The sequence below is a fragment of the Gordonia liuliyuniae genome (assembly GCF_021738805.1).
Taxonomy (GTDB): domain Bacteria; phylum Actinomycetota; class Actinomycetes; order Mycobacteriales; family Mycobacteriaceae; genus Gordonia; species Gordonia liuliyuniae.
Window position 1 is genome coordinate 265,688 of sequence record NZ_JAKKOR010000009.1, and the last position, 20,881, is coordinate 286,568.

At 67.5% G+C, this 20,881-nt stretch carries 19 protein-coding genes and 2 tRNA genes; 8 read left to right on the forward strand and 13 right to left on the reverse strand.

Annotated elements, in window-relative coordinates; translation table 11 throughout:
• Positions 1-101 precede the first annotated feature (101 nt).
• Positions 102-1,304 (forward strand): TetR/AcrR family transcriptional regulator, encoded by a 1,203-nt coding sequence (locus tag L5G33_RS13065; protein ID WP_236998609.1) that lies wholly within the window; start codon positions 102-104, stop codon positions 1,302-1,304.
• A gap of 16 nt (positions 1,305-1,320) precedes the next feature.
• Here the strand turns inward: L5G33_RS13065 and L5G33_RS13070 are convergent, their stop codons facing one another.
• Entirely contained in the window at positions 1,321-1,986 is a 666-nt protein-coding gene (locus L5G33_RS13070) for an Rv1363c family protein (RefSeq protein ID WP_236998610.1), read from the reverse strand.
• Positions 1,987-2,123: 137 nt separating this feature from the next.
• Between L5G33_RS13070 and L5G33_RS13075 the strand changes: the two genes are divergently transcribed.
• The 3 genes from L5G33_RS13075 (at position 2,124) to L5G33_RS13085 (ending at position 3,828) form a co-directional block, all read left to right on the forward strand.
• Positions 2,124-2,195, forward strand: a tRNA-Asn gene (locus L5G33_RS13075).
• 315 nt (positions 2,196-2,510) lie between these two features.
• On the forward strand, positions 2,511-3,038 hold the full coding sequence (locus tag L5G33_RS13080) for an Ltp family lipoprotein (protein WP_236998611.1): 528 nt from the start codon (positions 2,511-2,513) through the stop codon (positions 3,036-3,038).
• A gap of 295 nt (positions 3,039-3,333) precedes the next feature.
• Positions 3,334-3,828 (forward strand): FBP domain-containing protein, encoded by a 495-nt coding sequence (locus L5G33_RS13085; RefSeq protein ID WP_236998612.1) that lies wholly within the window; start codon positions 3,334-3,336, stop codon positions 3,826-3,828.
• Between the two features lie 15 nt (positions 3,829-3,843).
• Here L5G33_RS13085 and L5G33_RS13090 read toward each other — a convergent pair whose 3' ends face one another.
• On the reverse strand, positions 3,844-4,974 hold the full coding sequence (locus L5G33_RS13090; RefSeq protein ID WP_236998613.1) for a flavin-containing monooxygenase: 1,131 nt from the start codon (positions 4,972-4,974) through the stop codon (positions 3,844-3,846).
• A 71-nt stretch (positions 4,975-5,045) separates the two neighbouring features.
• On the opposite strand from L5G33_RS13090, the gene L5G33_RS13095 reads away from it, so the two are divergent.
• Together L5G33_RS13095 and L5G33_RS13100 are read left to right on the forward strand one after the other, a co-directional pair.
• Positions 5,046-5,636: a TetR/AcrR family transcriptional regulator gene (locus tag L5G33_RS13095; RefSeq protein ID WP_236998614.1), complete on the forward strand. Its 591-nt coding sequence runs from the start codon at positions 5,046-5,048 to the stop codon at positions 5,634-5,636.
• Positions 5,633-7,330, forward strand: a complete 1,698-nt coding sequence (locus L5G33_RS13100; RefSeq protein ID WP_236998615.1) for an MDR family MFS transporter — start codon at positions 5,633-5,635, stop codon at positions 7,328-7,330. Before L5G33_RS13095 ends, L5G33_RS13100 begins: the two co-directional genes overlap by 4 nt.
• Before the next feature lie 32 nt (positions 7,331-7,362).
• Here the strand turns inward: L5G33_RS13100 and L5G33_RS13105 are convergent, their stop codons facing one another.
• The 7 genes from L5G33_RS13105 to dnaG all read right to left on the reverse strand — a co-directional run bounded on the left by L5G33_RS13105 (position 7,363) and on the right by dnaG (position 15,554).
• Positions 7,363-8,739, reverse strand: a complete 1,377-nt coding sequence (locus L5G33_RS13105; RefSeq protein WP_236998616.1) for an ABC transporter permease — start codon at positions 8,737-8,739, stop codon at positions 7,363-7,365.
• Entirely contained in the window at positions 8,736-9,494 is a 759-nt protein-coding gene (locus L5G33_RS13110; protein WP_236998617.1) for an ABC transporter ATP-binding protein, read from the reverse strand. The genes L5G33_RS13105 and L5G33_RS13110 overlap by 4 nt, the downstream gene beginning before the upstream one ends.
• A gap of 117 nt (positions 9,495-9,611) precedes the next feature.
• Positions 9,612-10,256, reverse strand: coding sequence for a response regulator transcription factor (locus tag L5G33_RS13115; protein WP_236998618.1), 645 nt, complete (start codon positions 10,254-10,256; stop codon positions 9,612-9,614).
• Complete coding sequence (locus L5G33_RS13120) at positions 10,253-11,422, reverse strand: sensor histidine kinase (RefSeq protein ID WP_236998619.1); 1,170 nt, start codon at positions 11,420-11,422, stop codon at positions 10,253-10,255. The genes L5G33_RS13115 and L5G33_RS13120 overlap by 4 nt, the downstream gene beginning before the upstream one ends.
• Position 11,423: 1 nt before the next feature.
• Positions 11,424-11,498: transfer RNA gene (locus tag L5G33_RS13125), tRNA-Ile, on the reverse strand.
• Positions 11,499-11,507: 9 nt separating this feature from the next.
• The gene (locus tag L5G33_RS13130) at positions 11,508-13,526 is read right to left on the reverse strand and encodes an OPT family oligopeptide transporter (RefSeq protein WP_236998620.1); all 2,019 of its coding nucleotides are present in this window, start codon (positions 13,524-13,526) and stop codon (positions 11,508-11,510) included.
• A 135-nt stretch (positions 13,527-13,661) separates the two neighbouring features.
• Positions 13,662-15,554 (reverse strand): DNA primase, encoded by a 1,893-nt coding sequence (gene dnaG / locus L5G33_RS13135; RefSeq protein ID WP_236998621.1) that lies wholly within the window; start codon positions 15,552-15,554, stop codon positions 13,662-13,664.
• A 125-nt stretch (positions 15,555-15,679) separates the two neighbouring features.
• Between dnaG and L5G33_RS19300 the strand changes: the two genes are divergently transcribed.
• Positions 15,680-15,976: a DUF4262 domain-containing protein gene (locus tag L5G33_RS19300; RefSeq protein WP_265742869.1), complete on the forward strand. Its 297-nt coding sequence runs from the start codon at positions 15,680-15,682 to the stop codon at positions 15,974-15,976.
• Positions 15,973-16,161, forward strand: a complete 189-nt coding sequence (locus L5G33_RS19305; RefSeq protein WP_265742871.1) for a DUF4262 domain-containing protein — start codon at positions 15,973-15,975, stop codon at positions 16,159-16,161. Before L5G33_RS19300 ends, L5G33_RS19305 begins: the two co-directional genes overlap by 4 nt.
• On the opposite strand, the gene L5G33_RS13145 is transcribed toward L5G33_RS19305, so the two are convergent.
• From L5G33_RS13145 to L5G33_RS13160, 4 genes are read right to left on the reverse strand one after another with little or no spacing between them, the layout of a single operon-like run.
• Positions 16,139-17,125, reverse strand: coding sequence for a FecCD family ABC transporter permease (locus L5G33_RS13145; RefSeq protein ID WP_236998622.1), 987 nt, complete (start codon positions 17,123-17,125; stop codon positions 16,139-16,141). The two genes, L5G33_RS19305 and L5G33_RS13145, sit on opposite strands and share 23 nt — an antisense overlap.
• Positions 17,122-18,126, reverse strand: coding sequence for a FecCD family ABC transporter permease (locus L5G33_RS13150; RefSeq protein ID WP_236998623.1), 1,005 nt, complete (start codon positions 18,124-18,126; stop codon positions 17,122-17,124). Before L5G33_RS13150 ends, L5G33_RS13145 begins: the two co-directional genes overlap by 4 nt.
• Positions 18,123-19,817 (reverse strand): siderophore-interacting protein, encoded by a 1,695-nt coding sequence (locus L5G33_RS13155; protein ID WP_236998624.1) that lies wholly within the window; start codon positions 19,815-19,817, stop codon positions 18,123-18,125. Before L5G33_RS13155 ends, L5G33_RS13150 begins: the two co-directional genes overlap by 4 nt.
• A gap of 4 nt (positions 19,818-19,821) precedes the next feature.
• Positions 19,822-20,814, reverse strand: coding sequence for an ABC transporter substrate-binding protein (locus L5G33_RS13160; protein WP_236998625.1), 993 nt, complete (start codon positions 20,812-20,814; stop codon positions 19,822-19,824).
• Positions 20,815-20,881: the final 67 nt, after the last annotated feature.

Sequence of the window (20,881 nt, forward strand, 5' to 3'; positions counted from 1 at the left end):
CTTGTTAACTTTTTCCGCCCGTAAGTTTTCTTCACCTGCACTTACTGCGTGTATTAGCTCTCGGCGAGAAGTTCATCGGTCATTCGCTAGCATGGATCTCCATGACCTCCCGAACACCCGCGGACGCCGCTGCGCAGCATGCTCGCATCCGTCCGTCCGATCGGCGCGAGATCGTGCTGCGGACCGCGTCGGACGTGTTCGGCACGCGCGGTTACGCCGCGACACGCCTGACCGACATCGCCGAGGAGGTCGGCATCTCCGCTCCAGCCCTGTACCGCCACTTCTCGAACAAGTACGACCTGTTCGCCGCCGCGGTCGACCGGCTCTCGGAGGGGGTGGACGCGGCGGTCTCCGGGGTCGCCCACCGCGATGACCCACGTGAGGAACTGCGCGCCGTCCTCGCCGCGTTCGCCGACACGGTGATGGAGCACCGCAGTTCAGGCAATCTGTATCGCTGGGAGCGGCGGGTCCTGCACGACGCCGACCGCACGCGCACCCGCGATGTCCGGGTGGCATTGCACCGTCGGCTGCGCTCGTTGATCGAGGCCGCCCGGCCCAACCTGCCGAGGCCCCTCACCGACCTTCTCGCAGTCGCGACCCTGTCGGTCGCAGCGAGCCCCGCGACGCACCGGATCGCGATGGGCCGCCGCGCCGCGACCGAACTCGTGTCGACGGCCGCGGTCACCCTGCTCGACGTCGACTTCCCCGATTCCCCGCCGACCGCCGACCGACCGCCAGGCCTGGCGCCAGCCGGTCGCCGGGAATCGATCCTCGCGGCCGCCGTCACCCTGTTCGCGCAGCGAGGGTTCCACGAGGTGACGGTGGAAGACATCGGCGCAGCGGTCGGGCTGCCCGCGTCCGGCGTGTACCGCCACTTCGAGTCGAAGGTCGCGATCCTCGCCGCGGCCCTCTGGCGGACCGCGGACCGCGCGACCGACGCAGTCGCCGTCGCCCTGTCGCAGGCGCAGACGCCGCGCGAAGCGCTGGTGTCCCTGACTGCCCGCTACAGCGAACTATGCGTGGATGACCCGGACATCATGGCGATCTACCTGTCGGGGACGGGAGCCCTCGACGACGGCGACCTGCACGCCCTGCGTCGCCAACAGCGGACGACCGTCGACGAGTGGGCCACCTGGGTGGTGCGCGCACGGCCGGAATGCTCGAACGCGGCCGCGCGCTACCTAGTCCACGCCAGCCTCAACCTCGCCAGCGACCTGGTCACCGGCAGGCCCGGAGTCGATGCGCCGACCGTCGCCGCGGCCTCCGCCGCCATCCTGCTCGGCGACGGCGCGCACGGTCGGTGACGTCGACGACCTGCGCTCAAACCACCTCGAAGTCGGAGACGAGCCACGTCCCGTCGTCGCGCGTGAGCGTGACCTTCACCCGCGACTCGTACGCACCGCTGCCCGCTCCGAGGGCGGGTGCCTGCGGGCTGGTCACGGTGTTGTCGAGCGCGACGAGCACGACGGCCTCACGGTCGTCGATCGACATGATTCCGGCGTTCTCGGCGCTCCCCTTCGACGACGCCTGCGCAGCGTCGTTCGCGGTACGCGCCTGCTGCGAAGACTTGATATAGGTGTCGGCGAACTCCGGAGTGGCGATTTCCCGGATCCGTCGGTCGAGGTCGTCGTACTTGCCTGCCTCGTAGGTCAGCATCTGCGCGGCGTAGGATTTCGCGTCGCGCAACGCGCCCGCCCGGTCGAGGTCGCCGCTGTCGTCGGAACTTGAGCCGAACGCCAGGTAGGCGAAGACCCCGGCGGTGACCGCGAGGACGACGACGGCCGCGATGAGCGACGCGACCAGGGTCTTCGACGTGCTCGGCCCATCGCTACGGGGCTCGGCGGCCTGCTCGCCGGGTCCGGTCTTGTCTGCCCGCTCCGCCTTCGATGCCTCTTCCGCACGGATCTGTTCACGCTTGGCTCGGTTGGCGGCAAGGAAGTCGCCGCCGTCGCGAAAGGTTGGGTCGCCGCCGGAAGTTGAGGACATGCGCCCCAATGTAGCGGTAACCACCGGTTGCACCCGCCCAACGGTGCCGCGCCCTCCGCAAAAACTACCCCGACCAGCTGTTTTGCACGCGGCGGGATCGGTGCGCTAGAGTTTCATCTCGGTTCACGAAAGAGCAATCCCCCATAGCTCAACGGCAGAGCACTCGACTGTTAATCGAGCGGTTATTGGTTCGAATCCAATTGGGGGAGCAACAAAACCCGCTGGCAACAGCGGGTTTTCTGCTTTCTGCCCCGCGTCGGCCGTCCTCAGGCACATCCGCGGTACTCGTTGACATCCGCGGCCTCTCTGAATGCCGCGAACGTCGCCCAACCCCGCGGATGCGTTGAGCGGAGCCGACCCTGTTCCGACACTGGTCCCTCGTTCAGGTGAAAACACGTGATCACAGTTGAACCCGCAGGTGAGAGGAGTTATTCACGCATAGTATTCCCAGGTATACGACCCCCTCCCCGAAAGCTGGGACCGCCATGAGAACCGATCACGTTCGCACAGCCACTGTCGTGTTCGTGGCCTCCGCTGCACTGTCCGTTCTCGCAGCATGCGGATCGACCGACACCGAAGCCGCTCCTCCGACAACTGTGACCGTGACCGTCCCTGACGTCGCGACCGAGACGGTCACAGCCACACCGGATCCGCAGTCGACTGACGACGATCCCACAACCACCGCGACCGATGCCGGCGCTACCACGACTCGGCTCCACACCGCGACTCGCGCGCAGACCACGGCGACGACCACTGCGGATTCGATGACCGCCGCACAACGGAATGCGATCGACAAGGGCCGTGAGTACCTGTCGATGTCCGCCTTCTCGCGGCAGGGCTTGATCGATCAGCTCGCGTATGAGGGGTTCAGCAGCGCCGACGCGGGTTTCGCAGTCGACTATCTCAACCCCGACTGGACCGACCAGGCGACGAAGAAGGCAGCCGAGTACATGGAGATGAGTGCCTTCTCCCAGCAAGGTCTCGTCGATCAACTCGTCTACGAGGGCTTCACGCGGGCGCAGGCCGCCACGGGTGCCGCGAGCCAGTTCTAGACATCGATCGCAGCGAACCGCCTCGCCGCGCCTCTACCCGCGCCTCCACCGGCCGCCCTCAAGCACATCCGCGGCACTCGCTGATGTCCGCGGCATCTGTGAATGCCGCGGACGTCGCCCAACACCGCGGATGCGTTGAGCGGAGGTACGCTAGTCCTCGTGTCCCTTCGCATTCAGGGAGTTGACGGCGCGCACAGCGCCGCTTCCAGATGACCGTGCCCCGCAGCCGATCCGTGTGATCGGCGGCTACCGCATACCCTCATCACCCCTCTGACACCAGAAGGCCACTTCCGACATGCGTACTCCCACCCAGCAGCAGATCCTGTCCGCATTCCGCGGCGCCACTAAAGGCGAGATCGCCAAGATCTCATTCGACAAAGGGTTCGACGACGTCGACTTCGACAAGATCGAGTTCTACGGATGGCGCGACCGCAAGATCCCGCGCCGCGCGTATCTCGTCATCGAGCACGACGGCGAACTGGTCTCACTGCTACTCAATCGGTCCGAGGCCAAACCTCGACGTCGGGCCATGTGCTCATGGTGCCGCGACGTCGAACTCGTCCAGGACGTGATGCTGTACGCGGCGCGACGCGCCGGGTCGCGCGGAAGGCGCGGCGACACCATCGCTGCGCTCATCTGCGAAGACTTCGCATGCCCGAAGCGCGCGCGGAAACTGCCGCCCGCCTACCACAAGGACACCGACCTCGACGCGATCCGCGCAGGCCAGGTCGACGAGATGTCGCGGCGCGTACACGCATTCGTCACCGAGGCCCTCTCGACCGACGGCTGACCCGACAACCGCCGGTCAACCGAGGTCGGCGGTGAAGTCGACGGCCCGACGCGCGGCACGCCGCCCCGCCCGAGTCGCACCGAGCGTCGACGCACTGCGTCCGTAACCGACGAGGGACACGCCGGGAGCCTTCACCACGCTCACGTCGTCGTCGGCCATGACCACGCCGCCGGTCCGTTCTCGAATACCCAACGGCGCAAGGTGACTCAAGGACGCACGGAATCCGGTGGCCCACAGGATCACGTCGACCGCCTCATGCGTGCCGTCGGCGAAGTCGACGCCGTCGGAGGTCAGCGCACGGATCGGTCCGCGCGAGACGAGTACTCCCCGATCGATCGCGTCGAGGACGGACGGGCTGGTGGGCAGCCCGGTCTCGGCGACGACGCTGCGCGGCCGGAGTCCGGCCCGCGTCCGTGCCGCCACCCGGTTCTCCACGCCGAGCCCGGCCTCGGTGTCGAACGGGCAGTCGCGCCAACGCGGCGGTGTGCGCGTGGACCACAGGGTGTCGACGCCGTGCTCGTCGAGCAACTGCACGAACTGGATCGCCGAGATGCCGCCGCCCACGACCAGCACGCGTCGGCCGGCGAAGTCGCCGGGCGCGGTGAAGTCCCGAGTGGTGAGCTGGCGGCCGCCGAAACGACCGCGGTACCACGGCACGTACGGCTGGTCCCATGTGCCGGTCGCCGAGACGACGGCCCCGGCCGCGTACTCACGGAGCGCACCGTCGGGACGTTCGGCAACGACACGAAAACGCGCGCCGGGATCGTCGACGGCGCGCACCGAGCGGACCCGCCACGGACGTTGGACGCCGAGCCCCTTCTCCTGCTCATAACGCCCGTAGTAGCGCGTGACCACGTCCCTGGCGGGTTCTGCGGGGTCGGCCGCACCGAGCCGTGAGTCCGGCAGGTCGTGCAGGCCGTTGACATGGTCGAACGTCAACGCGTCCCACCGATGGCTCCATGCGCCGCCCGCTGTCGGGTTCGCATCGAGCACTTCGAGGTCGACGCCCGGACGCAGGCCGGCACGTTTCAGAAAGTAGGCCGCCGACAGACCGGCCTGCCCCGCTCCGATGACGACGACGCGGCGTCGGTGGACAGTGACGTCCGCTGATGGATTCACGTCGGTGACAACCGAATTCTCCGCCACTGCATTCCGCGCCCGTCTGGTCCATCACACTCACTTGCGGAAAAACATTGCACTCGTGCAATAATGCACTAGTGCAAGAAACTCATGGTGGACTCCGGGACCGGCAACGCGCCGAGACGCTGCTCCGTCTGCATGATGCGGCCATCGACCTCGTACAGGAGCACGGCCTCACCGAGACGACGGTCAGCGAGATCGCCGACCGCGCAGGCGTCTCCCGCCGAACGTTCTTCAACTACTTCGCGAGCAAGGAGGACGCCGTCCTCGGCGCAGGCGAACCGACGATCCCGGCCGACGCCGTCGACCACCTCCTGGACGGGCCCGAGCAGTTCGACCGTGCGGTGCGGATCGTCTTCTCGGTCGCGTCGAGCGGCCGGCACGTCCGCAACCGACCGGCCGAGCGACGTGCCCTCATCATGGCGCATCCCGAGCTCAAAGCCCGTACACAGCATCACGCGATGATCGCGCACGACCTCCTGGCGAAGGCGCTCGCCGAACGCTACGACGGCGCCGACGCCGACCGAGCCCTAGCTCTGCTCCTGCTCGCCACAGCCGTCCTGCGCTTCGCGTACAGCCGAGATCCAGACGTGCTCGACACCCCGGACTCACCGGCCGTCGGCACCGCGATCAACGTCTTCCGCACTACCATCAAGGACCTTTCATGACCTCGACTGACGCATCCGCGGCCACCCCGCCGCAGGCCTCGGACACCCCGACCGGGATGTCACAGAAGAACATCATCCTGCTGTTCATCGGCTTGATGATCACGATGCTCCTCGCTGCACTCAACCAGACCGTCCTGTCGACGGCACTGCCCACCATCGTCGGCGAACTCAACGGCGTCGACCAGATGACGTGGGTGATCACCGCCTACATCCTCGCGATGACGATCGTGATGCCCGTCTATGGTCGTATCAGCGACCTCATCGGCCGCAAACCCGCGCTGCTCTTCGCGATCAGCGTCTTCATGGCCGGTTCGATCGTCGGCGCACTGGCCGGCAACATCGTGTGGCTGATCGTCGGCCGCATCGTCCAGGGCCTGGGCGGCGGCGGACTCATGATCCTGGCGCAGGCCGCGATCGCCGACGTCGTCTCCCCGCGTGACCGCGGACGCTACATGGGCTTCATGGGCGCCGTCTTCGCGGTCGCCTCGGTCGCCGGGCCGCTCCTGGGCGGATGGCTCACCGAGGGCCCCGGCTGGCGCTGGGCGTTCTGGATGAACATCCCGCTCGGTGCACTCGCGATCGCCGCGACGCTCGCGTTCATGCGTCTGCCCAAGCCCGACCACGCACAGCGCCCGAAGCTCGACTATCTGGGCATGACTTTGATCGCCGCAGCGACTACGACACTGGTCCTGATGTGCACCTGGGGCGGCCACACCTACGACTGGACGAGCCCGCAGATCATCGGCCTCGGAGTCGCGACCATCGTCCTCGCCGTCATCTTCGTGTTCGTGGAGAAGCGCGCCGCGATGCCGGTGATCCCCATGCAGCTGTTCAGCAACCGCAACTTCACCCTCGTCACGATCGCCGCCCTGATGGTCGGCATCGCGATGTTCGGCGCGCTCGGCTACATGCCGACGTACATCCAGATGGTGACGGGCGTCGACGCGACTGTCGCCGGCCTCTACATGACGCCGATGATGGGCGGTCTGCTGATCACCTCGGTCATCTCGGGCCAACTGATCTCCCGCTTCGGAAAGTACAAGCTCTACCCGCTCGCGGGCGCCGTCGTCATCGGGATCGCGCTCGCGCTCATCTCGACCATGCACCCGTCGACGCCCAACTGGCAGATGTGCATCTACTTGGCGATCTTCGGTATCGGACTGGGCCTCATCATGCAGATCCTCACCCTGATCGTGCAGAACGAGTTCCCCGGTGCGTTCGTCGGCACCGCGACCGCCTCGAACAACTACTTCCGTCAGGTCGGTGCGACGCTGGGTTCGGCGATCGTCGGTTCGATCTTCGCGTCCCGTCTGGTCGACCTGTTGAAGGAGAACCTCGGCGGTTCCGCAGACAAGCTCAGCAGTTCGGGCGGCGGACAGAACAGTCTGACCCCTGCACTGGTCGACTCGCTGCCCGACCAACTCCGGGTACCGATCGTCGAGTCGTACAACGACGCACTGCTGCCGATCTTCCTGTTCTTCGTGCCGCTGGCCGTCGTCGCCTTCATCGCCCTGCTCTTCGTCGACGAGCGTCCGCTGTCGACCAAGGTGCGTGGCGAAGCGGAGATCGAAGGCCTCGGCGAAGGACAGGTGCTCCCCGAGCCGTTCGACGTGCCCGATCACGTCGACGGTGACGAGTCCTCCACCCGGGTTCGGACCGCTGCAGCGAGCGCGACGAAGGATCGAGCGCACTGAGCTGATCGAGCGCACCGAGCCGATCGAGCGCGCTAGGCCACGGCCAACGCGTCGACGGGTGACACCCCGACGGCGCGTCGGCTCGGCGGGAGCGAGGCGGCGGCGACGAGCACGACGGTGCACGCGATCACAGCCAGGAGTGCGGGCACCGGCAAGCCGATCGAGAAGCCGTCGGTCATCGCGCCGATGAGCGACTGCGCACCGACGGCGCCGAGCACGATCCCGAGCAGCAGGCCGACCACGACGGCGGTGCCGCTGAGCGCCACCGATTCGAGGGTGATCATCGACCGGATCTGCTTGCTGGTGAACCCCATGGCGCGCAGCATGCCGATCTCGCGGGTCCGGCTGATGACGGTCAACGACATGGTGGACACGAATCCGACCGCGGCGATGACCGCCGAGATCGCGATCATGGCGATCAATACACTCGACGTCACCGAGAGCACCTGTTCGGCCTCTCGGACCTCGTCGGGTGACAGCCCCTCCCAGCTGTGCACCGACTCGGTGAGCGCCCGCATCCCACCCGCGATCGTCGTCACGAGGGTCACGCCGATGAGCAGTCCGATCGTCGACCGGGTGGTCCGCTGCGGATCGCTGACCGCGTTCTTTCGCGCGATGACCGCGGCGGGTGAACTGCCGACCAGCCTCCCGGCGAGGGCGACGAGGGCAGGCACGATACGCCCGGCGCCGAGCATGATCCCGACGGCGAGGACGGCCGACCCGATGAAGGCGACGACGAATCCGGCCGTGCTCGCCTGCTCGCCGAGATAGCAGGCTCCGACGAGCAGCACCGCTCCCCCGGCGATGAGGACGGCGCCGACGAGGTCGCGCAGCCACGACCGGACGATGCGAGTCGACCGGACGGCGGTCACGCTCGACAGCGCTGCCCGCGATCCGATGAATGTCGCGGCGACGGCGGTGGCGACCACCGCGAGCGCTCCGAGTAGGACGAGGGGCGGCAGGACGTCGTAGTGCACGCGTGGCAGAGTGCCGCGGCGGACGAGCAGCACTCGACCGATCCACGCACCGGCGACGCCCACGACGACGCCGACTCCCGCGCCGATCACCGCGACCTTCCCGACCGCGGAGACGAGTGAGTCGCGCAACTGTCTGCTGCTGGCGCCGACGAGTCGGAGCAGTCCGAGTTCCGTGCGCCGTCCCGCGATCACCGTGTCGACACCGTTGCTGATGACGACCGCGGCGACGAACAACGCGATCATGATGAATACGCCCGCCACCACGTCGAGGAGAAGACCGACGCTTCCGCCCTCGGTTTTGGCCATGGTGCTCAGGATCGTGGACGCGCACACCAGCGTCGTCGCGTACAGGGAGCTGAGTCCGCAGACGACGCCGATCGCGGTCAGCTCACGGAGCGAGCCGATCGTCAGCCGCGCACTGGTCGCCCTCATGCCGTCGCCCCCTGCAGAGTGATGAGCAGGTCGGAGATCTGCCGAGGATCCAGGCCTCGGTACTCGCCGACGATGGCGCCGTCGGCCAGTACCAGGATGCGGTCGGCGTACGACGCGGCGACGGGGTCGTGGGTGACCATCGCAATCCCCTGCCCGTATTCGCGGGCCGCCGTCGTCAGGAGGGTGAGGACTTCGCGGCTCGTCCGGGTGTCGAGGGCCCCGGTCGGCTCGTCGGCCAGGATGATCGTCGGACGTCCGGCGAGGGCACGCACGATGGCGACGCGCTGCTGCTGTCCGCCGGACAGTTCGGACGGGAGATGACCGAGCCGGTCGCGTAGGCCGAGGGAGGTCACCAGGTGGGTGATCCACGACTCCTGCTCGGCGGTCGGCCGATGGCCCGCGAGGATGAACGGCAGCCGGATGTTCTCGTCCGCGGTCAAGGTCGGCACGAGGTTGAACGACTGGAAGACGAATCCGATCATGGTGCGGCGCAGAATGGTCCGCGCGGTGTCCCCGAGCCCGACGATCGGGTTGGCGCCCAACCAGATCTGACCGGCCGACGCCTCGTCGAGGCCGGCCATCACGTTCATGAGCGTCGACTTGCCGGATCCGGACGGGCCCATGACGGCGGTGAACTCGCGCCGGTTGATGTCGACGCTCACGTCGCGGAGCGCATGGATCGGGTTGGCCGGGTCGCCGTATGTGCGGGACACGTTGCGGAGCGTGACCGCGGCGGTGCGTTCGATGGTGTTCATGAGGCCAACGATATGACGCTGACCTGCACGAAAACATCCGCCGGATGGCTGGTCCGGCGTACATCTCACGATGTACGCCGGAGGCGGTTCCATCTCACGATGTACGCCGGAGGCGGTTCACACCAGGTCGTGCTCGTACGCGTACACCACGAGTTGTACGCGGTCACGGAGCCGCAGCTTGGCGAGGATCCGCGAGATGTGAGTCTTGACGGTCGCTTCGGACAGCCACTCGGCCGCCGCGATCTCGGCGTTCGACAGACCTCGGGCGGCGCGTACGAGGATCTCGCGTTCCCTCGGCGTCAACCCCTCGTACTCGGGCCCGGGATCGGTGGCGCGGCGCGTGCGATGCCGTTCGAACAGTTGGCGGGTGGCGGACGCGGCGACGACCTGGCTTCCGTCGGCGACGGCCCGGACGGCCGCGAGCAGGAAGTCGGGCTGCGCGTCCTTCAAGACGAACCCGCTGGCGCCCGCCTCGATCGCCGACGCGGCGGCCTCGTCGACGTCGAACGTCGTGAGGACGAGGACGCGTGGAGCGGCCTCACCCAGTTCTCGGACCAGCGCTGACGTGGCGGTGATGCCGTCGACACCGGGCATCCGCACGTCCATCAGGATCACGTCGGGCCGCGCGGCCTCGACCATCGTCGTCACCGCGAGCGCAGACGACTCCTGTGCGACCACCTCGATGTCGGGTTGGCTCTCCAGGATCATCGCGATGCCGCCGCGGAACAACGGTTGGTCGTCGACGAGGGCGACACGGATCATCGTGTGGGTCCTTCCGAGGCGGGGATGGTCAGGACGACGAGCCAGCCGTCGTCGGTTCGAGTGCTCGACAGGCTGCCGCCGACGTGGGCGGCGCGCTCGGTCATCCCGATGATGCCGTGCCGCGCGCCGCCCGGGGCCAGCGGGTCGGCGGCCACCGTGTTGCCGACGGTGAGCCGACAGCCGTCGGTCCAGTCGTGCGCGACCCGGACCGGCCGTGCGAGATCGCCGTATTTGAGTGCGTTGGTCAGCGATTCGGTGAGGACCGCGTGGGCGACGTGGACGGTCGCCGCGTCGGTGTCGTCGGCCGATCCCGTCTCAGTGGCCTCGATCGTCATCCCGGCGGCCCGCATCCGCGCGAACAGCTGGTCGCGGTCGGCGCGGCTGACTTCACCGACCGTCTCGGTGCTGCGCAGTTCCTCGAGGACGGTGCGCACGTCGGCGAGTGCGTCCCGCGCAGTGTCGGCGATGACTCCCAGAGCGTCTCGCGCCGCGTCGGGGTTGGCCGCGAGCGTGTATTTGGCGCCCTCGGCCTGCGCGATGACGACGGCGAGCGAATGCGCGACCACGTCGTGCATGTCGCGCGCCAACCGCGACCGCTCGGACTGCTCGTCGTACAGATCGAGCATTCGTCGCCGTTCCAGTTCGGCGATCGTCTCGCTCACCTCGGCCGCAGCCACACTGCGGCGCTGATATCCGACGAAGCCCGCCGTCCACCCGCCGACGACGAAGACTGCACTGCCGACGATCCCGAAGGCCGTCCCCCACACGGTGTCGCCGTCGCCGAGCGCGAAGTCGCCGTACGCGTGCGGGAGAATCCCTCCGGCGACGATCGATCCGACGACCGCGACACCGAACGAGCCTCGCCGGACGCGCCGATCGGGATGCCCGCCCGCGGTGAAGAACATCGGCGCGTACATCACCGACAGCGCGGTGACCTGGAGCATGGCGACCTGCACCACCGCGGACGCGACCGCGGCGGTCATCATCGCGCTGGGCGCGACACGCCGGACAGCGAGCGCGACCGTGATGAGTCCACCCGCGATGTAGGTCTGCGGACCCGTGCCCGCGTCGGACATCGCCACGACGAATCCGACGAGCCCTGCGACCACGACGTCGAACGCGACCGACGACCGGCGCAGGTCGGGCGCGGCCAACGGATCTCTCACGTGCCCCGTGTCGGGCTCGAACCGACGAATGACCGCTTTATGAGAGCGGGGCCTTAACCAACTTGGCTAACGGGGCGGTCCCACATTACCGGGACATCTCCGCGAAGTCGCGCTGGGCCCGCTTCTGCGTGTACCGGTACAGACCCCCGACGAGCAGAACGAAGACGACGATGCCGACCAGCTGCGCCGAATCGCCGTAGCCGTCGCCGAGCACCGACATCGGTGCGTCGTCACCGGTCGCCGCGACGACGCCGGCGAAGATCACACCGTAGATGCTCTCGCCGACGATTAGCCCAGTCGCGAGGAGCACGCCGAGCCGCTTCTTCCGTGTCCCGTCGACAGCGTCCCGGTCGGCCCACTTGTCGTAGTAGCGCCCGATGAAGGCGCCGATCGGGATCACCAGCGTCAACGCCATCGGCAGGTACATGCCCATGCCGACGGCCAGCGGCGGCAGGCGCAGAGTCGACGTGCTGCGTTTGAGCACTTCGTCGACGATGATCACGCCGACGCCGATGAGCGCGCCGAGCCCGACGAGCGCCCAGTTGAGGTCACCGCCGAACACGCCCTTGGCGAGCGTCGACATCAGGTTCGCTTGCGGCGCGGACAGTGTGCCGTCGGCGCCGTTGGCGTTGGTGCTGCCGACGAACCCGAACGCGTTGTTCATCAGGCTCAAAATCGGCGGAATGATCGCCGCACCGAAGAGCACCCCGACGATCAGCGCCACCTGCTGCTTCCACGGGGTGGCGCCGACGAGCTGTCCGGTCTTGAGATCCTGCAGGTTGTCGTTCGAGATGGTCGCGACTCCGAACACGACGGACGCGGTGAACAGCGTGTAGGCCACCAGCGCCTCGATCTCCGACGGGTCGCTCGTCGACCCGTGCGTCACCTTGATCAACAGCGCCGCGCACAGGACGACGAGGATGCCGACGCCGGAGATCGGGCTGTTCGACGAACCGATCAGACCGGCCATGTAGCCGCAGACGGCGGCGACGACGAGACCGATGAGCAGGACGAAGGCGATGCTGACGGCGACGATGCCGCCGAGTGAGTCGGAGATGTGCGAGTCGGCGGCGAAGTCCCACAACAGCCAACCGATCGGGATCATCGCGACGACCACGGTCAGACCGACCCACTGGATCGGGATGTCGCGTTCGGTGATGTCGACTTCGGTGCCGCCTCTGCGGGCCTTGGAACTGGCCATGGCGGCGATGATGCCCTTGAGGATGGGACCGATGACTGTGGCGAGCGTCCAGATCGCGGCAACGGCGATCGCGCCCGCGCCGACCATCCGGACTTCGTTGGAGAAGACGCTGTCGACGAAGTCGAGTAGCGACTCGTCGCCCTGCCCCACACCCCACGTGCGGATCGGCAGCATGACGAAGAACGAGATCACCAGGCCGACGAGCATCGCGATGCCGACGGCGACGCCGACGAGGTGGCCGACGCCGATGAGCGCGAGCGACAGGCTGCCGCTGAGCATGGTTGCGCCCGATCCCACCTTGAACGCGACGGACGCTTCGGTCGCGAGCAGCTTCAACGATCCCAGCAGGGAGAAAATCGCCGCGCCGAGCGAACCGACCACGATCGCCCGCATGCCGCCGCGGTTCTGGTCGACCCCGTTCGTGTCGCTGCCCGATTCGTGATCGGTTGCCGCTTCACCGACTTTGAGGACTTCCGCGGCGGCGACGCCTTCGGGGTACGGCAGATCCGATCCGGTGACGAGCGCGCGCCGCACGGGGATCGAGTACATGACGCCGAGAATGCCGCCTATCGCACAGACCGCGACGGTCGTCCAGTACGGGAACCCGCTCCACCAGCCGATCATGATGAGACCGGGCAGCACGAACACGATCGCCGACAGGGTGCCCGCAGCGGAAGCGATCGTCTGGACGATGTTGTTCTCGACGATCGAATGATCACGGAAGTACCGGAGCACTGACATCGAGATGACGGCGGCGGGGATCGCGGTGGCGAACGTCAGCCCGACCTTCAAGCCGAGATAGACGTTGGCGGCGGTGAACACCAGTGTGATGAGTCCACCGAGGACGACGGCGCGGCCGGTCAGCTCGCGCGCAGTCGACCGCGCCTTAGTAGGTGCAGACAAGTTCTTCTCCCAACGGGTTGCACTTCACGTCCGCGCCGAGGTCGCCGGCGCTGAACGAAACACGGTGTTACACGTTAATTCCCGTGCCGTCGGCGCGTGAAAGACCTCTCCGAATCGGGGGGCTTTGCCCGAATACTAGGCACCGGCCTCGAACGTCTGCTCGAGCAGGCTCCGCCGGTACGCCTCTAGTGCGACGAGGTCCCCGAACAGCGCGTTGTATCCGTCCGCATCGCCCCCCGGGGACATGCGACGCAGCTTGGACTTGATGTCGGCGATCTGCGATCCGATCCACACCTCCTGCGAGCGTGCGAGGACGCTCGAGATGTACCGCGGGATCTTATCCTCCTCCACCGGCATCGGCTCCACCGCCAGCTCCGTGACGAGCGGTGTGAACGCCTGATCGTCGACCGCCTGGATCACCGCATCGACCCAAGTGGGACCGCTGAGTCCGCTCGCGGCGCCGCCTGCGGCGGCGACCGCCCGACGCAGCCGCAGGTACGCCGGATCCGAGAAGCACTCGCCGGGCAGGGAGTCGAAGACGGTGCCCGCGATTGACGGGTACTGCAGTGCCGCTTTGAGTGCTTCGCGCTGGGCCCACAGGCGCGGATCGTTGGGCAGCGGTCGCGCGGTGGGCGGCGGCGACATCGCCTCGGGGCGCACCCGACCACGGCCGCCGCGTCCGCTCTGGCTGCCGCGACCGGATTTGGCCATTCCACGCACGCGAGAGAGCACCTGGCCGACGTCGTCCCAACCGACCCAGCCGGCGAGTTGGCGGGCGTACTCGTCACGGAGTGCGACGTCGCGGATCCGGGACACCACCGGGACGGTGTCGCGCAGCGCGGCGACTCTCCCCTCGGCTGTGTCGAGGTCGTGCTTGCGCAGCAGCGCCTTGATCGCGAACTCGAACATCGGGATGCGCCGTGCGATGAGGTCCCGGACGGCGGCGTCGCCCGACCGCTGCCGCAAATCGCACGGGTCCATGCCGTCGGGAGCGACGGCGACGAACGTCTGACCCGCGATCGACTGTTCGCCTTCGAACGCCTTGAGCGCGGCCGCCTGCCCCGCCTCGTCTCCGTCGAAGGTGTAGATCACCTCGCCGCGGAAGTACGAGTCGTCCATCATCAGGCGGCGAATCAACGCGAGGTGGTCCTCGCCGAACGCGGTGCCGCACGAGGCGACGGCGGTATGCACGCCTGCCGCCTGCATCGCCATGACATCGGTGTATCCCTCGACGACGACCACCTGATGGCCCTTCGCGATGGACTTCTTCGCGAGGTCCAGCCCGAAGAGCACCTGCGACTTCTTGTACAGCATGGTCTCCGGCGTGTTCATGTACTTGCCGAGCTGATCGTCGTCGAACAACTTGCGGGCGCCGAAGCCAATGACGTCGCCCCCCAGGTTGCGGATAGGCCACAGGAGTCGACGGTGGAACCGGTCGATGGGGCCTTTGCGCCCCATTTTCGCCAGGCCTGCGGCCTCCAGTTCGGCGAACGTGAATCCCTGCGACTGCAGCGCACGGGTCATGGTGTCCCAGCCGGCCGGAGCGTACCCGCAGCCGAAGGTCTGCGCGCTCGCCTCATCGAATCCGCGTCCGGCGAGAAAGTCTCGGGCGACCTGGGCGTCGGGGGTGCGGAGTTGTTCCGCGTAGTACCTCTGTGCGGCCGCGTTCACCGCGACGAGCCGGGCGCGGGTGCCGCGGTCGCGGTTGATCGCCGTCCCGCCACCCTCGTAATTGATGCGGTACCCGATCCGGTCGGCGAGCTGTTCGACGGCTTCGACGAAACCGACGTGCTCCTGCTTCTGCAGGAACGAGTAGACGTCCCCGCCCTCGCCGCACCCGAAACAGTGGAAGTGCCCGTGATTGGGACGCACGTGGAACGACGGACTCTTCTCGTCGTGGAAGGGGCACAGACCCTTCATGCTGTCGGCGCCCGCGTTACGCAGAGCGACGTAGTCGCCGATGACGTCCTCGATACGCGTCTGTTCACGGATCGCCGTGATGTCGCTATCTGGAATACGTCCTGGCACGCCACCACTGTAGCCATTGGCGTCGGGCGTCCCCCTGGCGACACAGTTCTGTCGGACCCGCCCCCTATAGTTCCTCTCAAGATCGAACACATGAACGAACACATGACCGGATGAAGGAGTTGACCATGTGTGAATTCGACCCCCGCTGCGGCGGGTCCGACGATCTGATCGGTCATGCGCTGTCGCTGATCGCCTCCGGTTCGTGGGCGGTGACCGGCGTGTACGGCGACGAGTCGTCCGCACCCGTCGCCTACACCTCGGGACTCACCGAGCTCGGCCGTCCCGAACTCGTCGTCACCGGCGTCGATCCCGAACACGCGGGCCCGGTGCTCAATGAGGCAGCCGCGCGTGTGGTGTTGACGCCGCGTTCGGCGCGGGCACGACGATCGACGGCCTGCGATTCACGAACGGCTATCGATTGACCGCGATCGACGTGATCGACGCATCGCCTATGCGCGTGACGTCGCTGCTGTTCGGCCAGTCGTTCCAGGCCGTGCAGTTGGTCTGGCCCGATCGTGACGGCCGCCTGCCGTGGGACCGTGGTTACGCACTCGTCCCGGACGAACAGCCGCTGCTCGGTGTCGCTACTCCTTCAGCAGGAGCCTGATGAGGTAGAGACCGCCCAGGGTCACCGTCACGGCGCCGACCGGCGGCGACACGTCGCCGAGCAGGTGTTGCGCGGTCAGGTCGCCGACAGCCAGGACGGCCGCGCCGACCAAGGCCGACCCGGTCACGCTCAACGACGGGCTGCGCACCAAGCGCTTCGCGATCTGCGGAGCTGCCAGCGAGACGAACGCGATCGGTCCGGCGACCGCGGTCACTATCGCGGTGAACACGACACCGACGAGAACCATCACGAGCTTGGCCCGCTCCACTCGGACGCCGAGCGACGCGGCCGTCTCCTCCCCGAGTTCGAACGCTCGCATCACGTGCGACAGCGGCCCGAGAACGCACGCCATGACGAGCGCAATGCAGGTGACGGCGACCAGCGGGGCCCACGTCATCCCGTTGAGGCTGCCCGCGCCCCAGATCGCGGCACGCATCGACTCGTCCAGATCGGCGCGAACCGCGAACCACTGGTTGAACGACGAGAGCACCGCGCTGACGGCGATGCCGACAATGATCAGCCGGAAGCCGGCGAGACCGCCACGGTAGGCGAACACGAACACCGCGAAGGCAGCGACGATGCTGCCGACGACCGCGCCGACCGCGACTTCACCGAACCCCGAACCACCGACCATGAGGACGATGATGACGCCGGTGTACGCGCCCGAGTTGAGTCCGATGACATCCGGACTGCCCAGCGCGTTCCGGGTGAGGGACTGGAAGATCATGCCGCTGACGCCGAGGCACGCGCCGAACACTGGAGCCGCCAACGCACGCGGCGCGCGCCATTCGAAGACGAGTCGATCACGTGCACTTCCGCGCCCGGTCAGCAGCTCGACGATGTCCGCGATCGTCAGGCCCGACCGGCCAACCATCAACGACACGGCGATGCAGACGACGATCACGACGATGGCCAGGAGATTGACGGTCCATATCCGTGAGCGCACCGCTGTCCGAGCCGTCACAGCTTCGCCCTCCGACGTACCAACCAGATCAGGATCGGTGCGCCGATCACCGGCATCACCACGCCGACCTGCAGTTCAGCCGGCCACACCACCAGCCTGCCAATGATGTCCGCGGCGAGCAGGAGCGACGGACCGACCACTGCGGAGAACACGATCACCCACCGCTGATCGGCGCCTGCGACGAGGCGGACCGCGTGGGGCACCATGAGCCCGACGAAGGCGATCGGGCCTGCTGCCGCTGTCGCCGCACCGCACAGCAGAACCAGGGACACGAGTCCGGCGATCCTCGTGGCGTGCACGCGTGCTCCGATCGATCGGGCGACGTCGTCACCGAGTGCGAGCGCGTTCAACGATCGCGCGCCCGCGATCGCCAGAACCAAGCCGACGACGATGAACGGCGCGATGAACGCGACCGTCCCCGTCGGCCGATCCGCGATGGTTCCGACCCCCCAGAAGCGGACGTGTTCGAAGCGTGCGGGGTTCACCAGCGACAGGCTCTGACTCATCCCGTTGAACACCGCGGTGACCGCGACACCGACGAGGGTTAACCGGAGCGGGGTGGCCCCGCCTGCCCCTCGCGCGGACACCGCGGCCACCAGGAGCGCGGCGACGACCGCTCCGATCAGGGCGAGCCAGATGAACTGTCCGACCTCGGTCAACCCCAGGTACGCGACACCGACGGCGACCGCCAGCCCGGCGCCGGCGTTGACGCCGAGGATGCCGGGGTCGGCGAGTGGATTCCGCGTGATCGCCTGCATGAGGGCGCCGGCGACACCGAGGCCCGCGCCGACCATGATCGCGATGAGCGTGCGGGGCACCCGGACATCGACGACGGTGATGTGATCGATCCCACCGTCTGAGCCCGTCCCGTCCGCTCCGCGCAACGCGTCCCACACCGTCGACAGCGGCAGCTGCGCCGACCCGATCGCGAGGCTGAGAGCGCACAATCCCGCGAGGACGACGAGCGCCGCAGCCAACGCAGCGAATCGCCGGGCTCTCACGAGACCTTCGGGTCCCTCCGCAGCGTGGTGGCAGTGGTCCCCCACCCGACGGACACAGTGTCGGTCACCACCCAGTCAGCCGCAGCCGCCAGGTCCGCGACGCGAGAGCCGTCACGCGGCGCGCACCCGACCGTCGCGAGATGGACGAGTGCGTGCTCGGTCGGATCACCGCCGAGACCGTCCGGCGACGTCGACTCGATGAGCACCGCCTCGTCGGTCGCGCCCCGCAGGTCGCGAAGGAACGCCACGACCTCGTGGTCGGTGCGGCTCGCGAGCGCGTCGGCGCCCACGACGGCGTCGTACGTCCCGCTGAGCGGCTCGACAGTGCGGCCGACGCCCTCGGCTACGACGCCTGCGCCGGGCCCGCAGAAGCCGATCCGTTCTCGGCTGAATACGGGCAGCGTGGTGATGGCCGGCAGAAGGTAGACGCGGCCAGCGCTGCGATCCACCAGCTCGTCTCTGACGTCGTCGTGTGCGACGGCGGCTTCGGCGAACGTCTGTCCGGTCCGCACCTGCCACGCTGGGCGTCCCGTGTCGAGCGCATCAGCGAGGTCGACCAGCGCCAACACCTGATCGGCGGCCACCCCGTCGAAATCCTCGGCGACATGCTCGTCGACGAGCAGCATCTCTCCGGTGTCGGTCAACCACAGTGCACCGTCGCGGTCGACGAGGACGTCGCACGCGAGCAGCACGTCAACGAGCGGCGCTTCCTCGACGAGGCTCAACCGGAGCGGGTGGTCGATGTCTACGACTTCCAACAGTCCCGATCGCAGGGCCGCGCGCACCGCGAACCAGGTGACCGGTGATGTGACCAGCGGCAACGTGGGGGCATTCTGCGGCTGGTCGTCGGACGCGGCCTGCTGTTCGACATCCGTCAGGTGCCAGTAGCCGGTGATGTCGGTGTGGGACTTAGCCGCACCGAGCCGACGGGACGCGAACTTTCGAATCGGCAGGAGCGCCCGGCTCTCCGCTGCCGCCCAGACGTACGGCCGGCCCGCGAGCGGAGCAACGTCGGCGACGGCTGCGGCCAGTGTCTCGCGATCGTCTGCCGCTGCCAGGACCCAGGTGATCTCGTCGTCGGGCCCGAGGTCGAAGTCCCGTCGGGCCGACTCGTCGCAGATCGCCAGCACGATGCGCGCGGGCACGTCGACGGGCCGCTCGGCCAGGAACCGCTCGACGGCGGGCTGCGCGGTCTCGTCTCCGGCCAGGAGGATCCAGTCGACGTCGTCGGGTTTCTCGGTCGACGACTTGGGGCCGACGATCCACAGCTCGTCGCCCGGTCGCGCCGCGCAAGCCCACGCCTCGCCGATTCCCGCCGCAGGACCGGACTCCTGACCTGTACCCGCTGTGTGGACGACGAAGTCCAAAACCAGTTCACGACCGTGGACGTCGAGTCGCACGGGCGTGTAATCCCTAGTCTCGAGGGCATCGGACGCGCGCCATTCGATCCCCTGCTCCACCTGCTTCGGCAGCACGTCGGCGACGTCGCCGCTCGATGCGAAGATCAGTTTGACGTGGTCGTCGAAGCCCGGGCAGACGAGCGCGGGCAACGTCAGTCCGTCCCGCTCGAACTCCCCAAGTTCCGGGCCGCCCAACCTCACCCGCTGCATGCGCGGCGTGATCCGCTCAGTGCTCGACACGGTGAGGCGCCGCAGGGTGAGCGGGAGCGGGACGATACGGCGATGGGTCATGAGGCTACTTCTTCCCGAACTTCGCCTCGATGATGTCGAGGGTCTTCATCGCTTCGTCGTAGTCGCTGCGCTGCGTCCAGTACGGCAGATCGTATGCCTGGTTCTTCTGGAACGACGGGAGCGCCGCCCAGATCGGCTGTTTACGCATCTGGTCGATCGACGTGACGTCGGCGTTGAATCCCGCGGCGAAAAGGGTCGGCTGCGTCAGCACCTGCCCGACCTGCTCGGTCGACAACTCGAAGCTGTCGCCGTCCTTGGTGTACGGCTGGTACTTTCCGGTCGCGAACAGCGGCGCGGGACGGAATCCGACCTTGGCGAACTCTTTGGGCAGTCCCCGGTCTTCGATGAGCACGTAGGCGCGACCGTCAGCGAGCATCGACAGGAACACCGAATCGCCGTCAGGCACGGTGATGTTGTTCTTGACCTCACCGATGCGGGCATCGTACTCAGCGACTGCGTCCTGGTAGACCTCGGGCTTGCCGACGACTCGGTCGGCGATGAACTCGTACTGGGACTGCCATTCGGTGAGGTCGTCACCGACGACGACGGTCGGCGCGATCTTGCTCAGTTCGTCGTACGCGGTGGTCGCGTGTTTGAACGGGAAGCCGATGCCACCCGCGACGATCAGGTCGGGGTCCTGCTCGAGAATCGCTTCCATGTCGAAGCCGTCGACGCTCCACGGGAGGAGGACCGTGCCCTGCTCCTTCGCGTCGTCGGCCCACTGCTCGGCGAACTCGCCCTTCTCGTCGGTCGACTCGGTCGTGGTGGCGACGACGGGGACATCGAGGTCGAACAGATATCCGGCGAGAGCGTAGTTCAACACCACGACTCGTTGTGGGTCCGCGGGGATCGCCACGTCACCGTTGATGGTCGGCACCACCCGTTCACCGCCGTCAGATTCGGCGGAGTCGTCAGCCGACGAACATCCGGCGACGGCGAGGACGAGGACCGTCAGGAGCGCGATCATCGCGGCTCCGGAGGAACGAAGGGAACGCATGTGAACCTACTTCTCGTTGTCTGTCAGGCGAAGCCTATTAGGCTAGACTAAGCTAATCGTATATTCG